Origin of the sequence: Methylobacterium sp., from assembly GCF_019750675.1 — a bacterium.
In the GTDB taxonomy this organism is placed as follows: Bacteria; Pseudomonadota; Alphaproteobacteria; order Rhizobiales; family Beijerinckiaceae; genus Methylobacterium.
In genome coordinates this window covers 1-4,850 of record NZ_JAIEOF010000385.1, presented here as the reverse complement: position 1 = coordinate 4,850, position 4,850 = coordinate 1, and the positions used below count along the sequence as shown (strand labels likewise).

Below are 4,850 nucleotides of genomic sequence, written 5' to 3'. Positions count from 1 at the left end.
AGGAGTTCCGCGCCGCTCGCCCCGAGGCGGAGCAGGCCGATCACCAGGATCGGTGCGAGGACGATGCCGATGACGATCTTGATCGTCTCGCCGACGATCGTCGCCGGGCTCAGGTCGAAGTTCTTGATCGCGCGATACAGGTTGCGCAGCGCCGTCAGATAGCTGCCGGCGAAGGCCGCGCTGGCACCGAACAGCCAGACCGTGGTCCCGTCCTGTATCTGTGGACAGGCGCCATCTGGCCACGCGAAGCCGGGCGAGGTCGCGCACAGGAAGGCGGCCAGCAGCGACAGGGTGTGAAATACGGCCGCTGCGGCCACCAAGCTGAAGGCGACGCTGCCCAGAACCCAGGCGGTCGTGGTGAAGTCCTCGCGGTGCCGCGACTGGTCGAAGATGTCCAGCGACCCGTCGGAGCCGTCGACCGCCCCGCTCTTTCCGAAGACCCGGGCGCGGCCGACGAAGTACTTGTACTTCACGAACTCGAACGAAGGGATCAATCGCTGGCTCGATGGCCCCGCGATGTCGAACACGGCTGCGAGATCACGGACGATCTCCTGCCTCTGGCGTTTCACCGCTTCGCGGATCGCGATGAAGATGAAGGGCGACAGGGCCGCGAAGACGGTTGCGCCGAGGATGAACAGGTGAATGGGGAGTTTCGTCACAGGGCGTCCCATCATCTCCGGCACGGGTCACACCGGATCGGACGAATGATCACGCTTCCTGTAGATTTCGCAACTTAAGATAAAATATTATCAACCTAAAGTTATTCTGGTGCGTAATCCACCCCCACGAGCGTCAGCCCGCAGGCCGGGGCCAGCGGACCGCAGCGGCTGCGGTCGCGGCTGGCCAGGATGTCGGCGACGTCGTCGGCGCTGAGCCGACCGCTGCCGGCGAGCATCAGCGTGCCGACCATCGAGCGGACCTGATGGTGCAGGAAGGCGCGGGCCGAGGTCGCCACCACGATCTCGTCGTGCAAGCCCATCGGCATCGCCGCCACGTCGAGTTGATCGAGGGTCCGGAGCGGGCTCTTCGCCTGGCACTCAGCGGCGCGGAAGGCGGTGAAGTCGTGCAGGCCGAGGAGGCGGGTGGCGGCCACGCGCATCAACCCGACGTCGAGGGGCCAGGGCACCTGCCAGACATGGGCCCGGTTGAGGACCGGCGGGGTGCGCCGGTTGAGGATCCGGTAGCGATAGTGTCGACGGGTGGCGGAATGCCGGGCATTGAACGCGGCGCCGACGATTTCCGCGCTGAGGATCGCCACGGGGTTCGGGCGCAGATGCGCGTTGAGCGCGTCGCGGACCACGTCGGTACGCCAGTCCCGCGCGAGATCGAGATGCGCGACCTGGTGGGTGGCATGCACCCCGGTGTCGGTGCGCCCCGCACAGGTGAGTCCGGCCACCTCGCCGGAGAAGCGCTTCACGGCCGATTCGATCGCGCCCTGGACGGAGGGCTGGGCGGTCTGGCGCTGCCAGCCGCAGAACGGGCTGCCGTCATACTCGATGACGAGCTTGTAGCGCGGCATCAGACCCGACCCGGACTGGTCATGCCAGCCCCATTCCCGGCGTGCGATGCGCGCCGCGCATGAACTCCGCGCCGCTGGCGACCCCACCCTTGCCGGCTCGGCGCAGGGCCCGCAGGCGCACGGCGCCCGTGCCGCAGGCGACCGTCGCCTCCGTGTCGAGGAGCGTGCCCGGGGCACCGGAGCCCGATGCGGTCTTGGCCGCCAGCACCTTCACGCGCTCTGGACCCTTGCCGAAATCCGCCTCGAAGAACGCGCCCGGAAACGGTGACAGGCCGTTGATGTGGTTGGCGACCTCGCGGGCCGGCCGAGACCAGTCGATGCGGGCCTCGTCGTTGGTGATCTTGTGGGCGTAGAGCACGCCGGCCTCGGCCTGGGGCGTGAAGGTGAGGGCGCCCCGATCCAGGGCCTCGAGCGCGCGCGCCATCAGGTCGGCACCCAGCGGCATCAGCGCGTCGTGCAGGTCGCCCGCCGTCATGCCGGGGGTGATGGGCAACCGCGCCTCCATCGCCACCGGGCCGGTGTCGAGGCCCGCTTCCATGCGCATCACGCCGACGCCACTCATCCCGTCGCCCGCCATTACGGCGCGCTGAATCGGCGCGGCACCGCGCCAGCGCGGCAGCAGCGAGCCGTGCAGGTTCAGGCAGCCGTGGCGCGGCAGGTCGAGGATCGCCTGCGGCAGGAGCATGCCGTAGGCCACCACCACGGCGACGTCGGCGGCGTGCCCCGCGAAGGTCTCGGCGGCGTCCGCTCCCTTCAGGCTGACCGGCGTCAGAACCGGGGCGCCGAGGCTCTCGGCCATCACCTGAACGGGCGAGGGCCTGAGGGCCATGCCGCGCCCGGCCCGGGCCGGCGCGCGGGTGTAGACGGCCGCGATCGTGTGTCCGTCCCCGGCGAGGCGCGCCAGGGTCGGCACCGCGAAATCCGGAGTGCCCATGAAGACGACGCGCATGGCTCTTGATCCCTGAGGCCGCGGCGTCAGACGTCGCCGCGCTTGGCCGCCTTGGCGAACTTCTTCACCACCCGGTCGCGCTTGAGCTTCGACAGGTGGTCGATGAACAGCACGCCGTCGAGATGGTCGATCTCGTGCTGGATGCAGGTGGCGAGCAGGCCGTCCGCTTCGATTTCCTGCTCGACGCCCGCCAGATCGCGGAACCGCACGCGCACGCGATCGGGCCGCTCGACCTCACCGTAGAATTCCGGGATCGAGAGGCAGCCCTCGTCGTAGACCCGCTTCTCCTCGGACGCCCAGACGATCTCGGGATTGAGGAAGACCTGGGGGTGGCGGTCGTTCTCGTCCTTCGAGGTGTCGATCGTGACGACGCGCTTGGCCACCCCGATCTGGATTGCCGCGAGGCCGACGCCGGGCGCGTCGTACATCGTCTCCAGCATGTCGGCGGCGAGCGTCCGGATCTCGTCCGTCACGGGGCCGACGGGCTCGGAGGCGAGGCGCAGGCGCGTGTCGGGCAGGATCACGAGGGGGCGGATGGTCATGGGAGCGATCGGACTTGAAACTGGGAGCGGGGCCGGCGGTGGCCTGGACCTCCGCGGATCGTGAGTCCCCGCAGATACGGGGGCGCCGGAAGCCGGTCAAATTGCCCGGCGCCCGCGCGACGCGATCAGAACGGCGTGCGGCTGCGGATCGCCGCCGTCAGCGTGCCCTCGTCGAGGTAGTCGAGCTCCCCGCCCACCGGAACCCCGTGCGCCAGACGGGTGACCTTCAGGTTATGGGCCTTCAGGGATTCGGTGACGTAGTGGGCCGTGGTCTGGCCGTCGACGGTGGCGTTCAGCGCCAGGATGATCTCGCGCATCGCCGGTTCGGCGGCACGGGCGACCAGGCTGTCGAGGTTCAGGTGCTCGGGCCGGACCCCGTCGAGGGCCGAGAGCACGCCGCCCAGCACGTGGTAGCGCGCCGTGACCGCGCCCGAGCGCTCGAGGGCCCAAAGGTCGGAGACATCTTCCACCACGACCAGGATGGCGGGATCGCGACCTTCGTCGCAGCAAATCGTGCAGGGATCGCGCGTGTCGACGTTTCCGCAGGTCTGGCAGACGACGATGCGTTCGGATGCCACCCGCATGGCATCGGCCAGCGGCGCCAGCAGCGTCTCCCGCTTCTTGATGAGTTGCAGGGCGGCACGGCGCGCGGAGCGTGGGCCGAGCCCCGGCATCCGGGCGAGGAGCTGGATCAGGCGCTCGATCTCGGGGCCGGCGACGGCTTGGGGCATGAAGCGCGGATCTCGTGGCGGGTGGAGAAGAGCCCACACGGTGGATTGCGTAAGGGGCGGACAACCGGGCCGTGCGGGACGAAAGGGATACCCGGCGGTACTCCGCCGAGCCCGTCCCGTTCGATCCTCAAATAGGGCCTTCGCCGCCCGATTTCGCCCCCTTCGGACGGACCGGGAACATCAAAAGGCAACGTCCCGGCGCATTTTCGAAAAAGCTTGGCCATCAACGCTGTTCATGTAACTTTTTTTGTCAGCCAACAGGCGAGTTGACGGCAAACCATCCGTGTCTATGCAAGGTGTGCGTGGTTCCGGACTGGAGAACCTGCGTGCGGTGGACCTGACCAACCGCGCGGACATTCCGGAGCGCGCGCAGACGGAGAGCCGGAACGGCTTCCGGTCACAGGGGCGGCGACGCGATCAGGTGCCCGAGGAGAGATGAGCGTGACCAATATCGGCGACTACAATGCGGCGCACGGCTCCGACGCCATCGGGCTGCGCAACCTGAAGGCGGTGCACTGGAACCTCGAGGCCCCGCGCCTGTACGAGGAAGCCCTGGCCCGCGGCGAGGGCCAACTGGCCCGTGGCGGCGCCTTCGTGGCGACCACCGGTTCCCATACGGGACGTTCCCCCAAGGACAAGTTCGTGGTGCGCGATGCCGCCACCGAGAACGAGATCTGGTGGGACAACAACGGCGCGATCACGCCCGAGCAGTTCGACACCCTCTATTCCGATTTCCTGGCCCATGCTGAGGGCCGCGAGTTGTTCGCCCAGGACCTGCGCGGCGGCGCCGACCCGGTGCACGGCGTCAATGCCCGCGTCTTCACCGAACTCGCCTGGCACTCGCTGTTCATCCGCAACCTGCTGATCCGTCCGGACCGCGCCACGCTCGCGACATACGTGCCGGAGCTGACGATCATCGATCTGCCGAGCTTCCAGGCCGATCCGCATCGGCACGGCTGCCGCTCGAAGACGGTGATCGCCATCAACTTCGCCCGCAAGCTCGTCCTCATCGGCGGCTCCGCCTATGCCGGCGAGATGAAGAAGTCGGTCTTCACCTACCTCAACTACATGCTGCCCGGGGCCGGCGTGATGCCGATGCACTGCTCGGC

6 protein-coding genes are annotated in these 4,850 nt (G+C 68.5%); 1 reads left to right on the top strand and 5 read right to left on the bottom strand.

Features of this window, described 5'->3' with window-relative positions; all coding sequences use genetic code 11:
- The 5 genes from K2X24_RS20035 to recR all read right to left on the bottom strand — a co-directional run.
- Positions 1–659 (bottom strand): hypothetical protein (locus tag K2X24_RS20035; RefSeq protein ID WP_292500401.1); only part of this gene is annotated, 659 nt, incomplete at its 3' end.
- Between the two features lie 101 nt (positions 660–760).
- A complete protein-coding gene (gene truA, locus K2X24_RS20030) occupies positions 761–1,519 on the bottom strand; it encodes a tRNA pseudouridine(38-40) synthase TruA (RefSeq protein WP_243912748.1) in 759 nt (252 codons plus the stop codon).
- Between the two features lie 19 nt (positions 1,520–1,538).
- A complete protein-coding gene (fmt, locus tag K2X24_RS20025) occupies positions 1,539–2,468 on the bottom strand; it encodes a methionyl-tRNA formyltransferase (RefSeq protein WP_292500398.1) in 930 nt (309 codons plus the stop codon).
- Positions 2,469–2,494: 26 nt separating this feature from the next.
- Positions 2,495–3,010, bottom strand: a complete 516-nt coding sequence (locus K2X24_RS20020) for a peptide deformylase (RefSeq protein WP_243912750.1) — start codon at positions 3,008–3,010, stop codon at positions 2,495–2,497.
- Positions 3,011–3,135: 125 nt separating this feature from the next.
- Positions 3,136–3,741 (bottom strand): recombination mediator RecR, encoded by a 606-nt coding sequence (gene recR, locus K2X24_RS20015; RefSeq protein WP_292500396.1) that lies wholly within the window; start codon positions 3,739–3,741, stop codon positions 3,136–3,138.
- Between the two features lie 441 nt (positions 3,742–4,182).
- Here recR and K2X24_RS20010 point away from each other — a divergent pair.
- A partial coding sequence (locus K2X24_RS20010) for a phosphoenolpyruvate carboxykinase (ATP) (protein ID WP_292500403.1) occupies positions 4,183–4,850 on the top strand: 668 nt, incomplete at its 3' end.

Bases quoted from the DNA above. Each gene is read 5' to 3' on its own strand.
- truA (WP_243912748.1), bottom strand. From the start codon at position 1,519: ATGCCGCGCTACAAGCTCGTCATCGAGTATGACGGCAGCCCGTTCTGC.
- fmt (WP_292500398.1), bottom strand. From the start codon at position 2,468: ATGCGCGTCGTCTTCATGGGCACTCCGGATTTCGCGGTGCCGACCCTG.
- K2X24_RS20020 (WP_243912750.1), bottom strand. From the start codon at position 3,010: ATGACCATCCGCCCCCTCGTGATCCTGCCCGACACGCGCCTGCGCCTC.
- recR (WP_292500396.1), bottom strand. From the start codon at position 3,741: ATGCCCCAAGCCGTCGCCGGCCCCGAGATCGAGCGCCTGATCCAGCTC.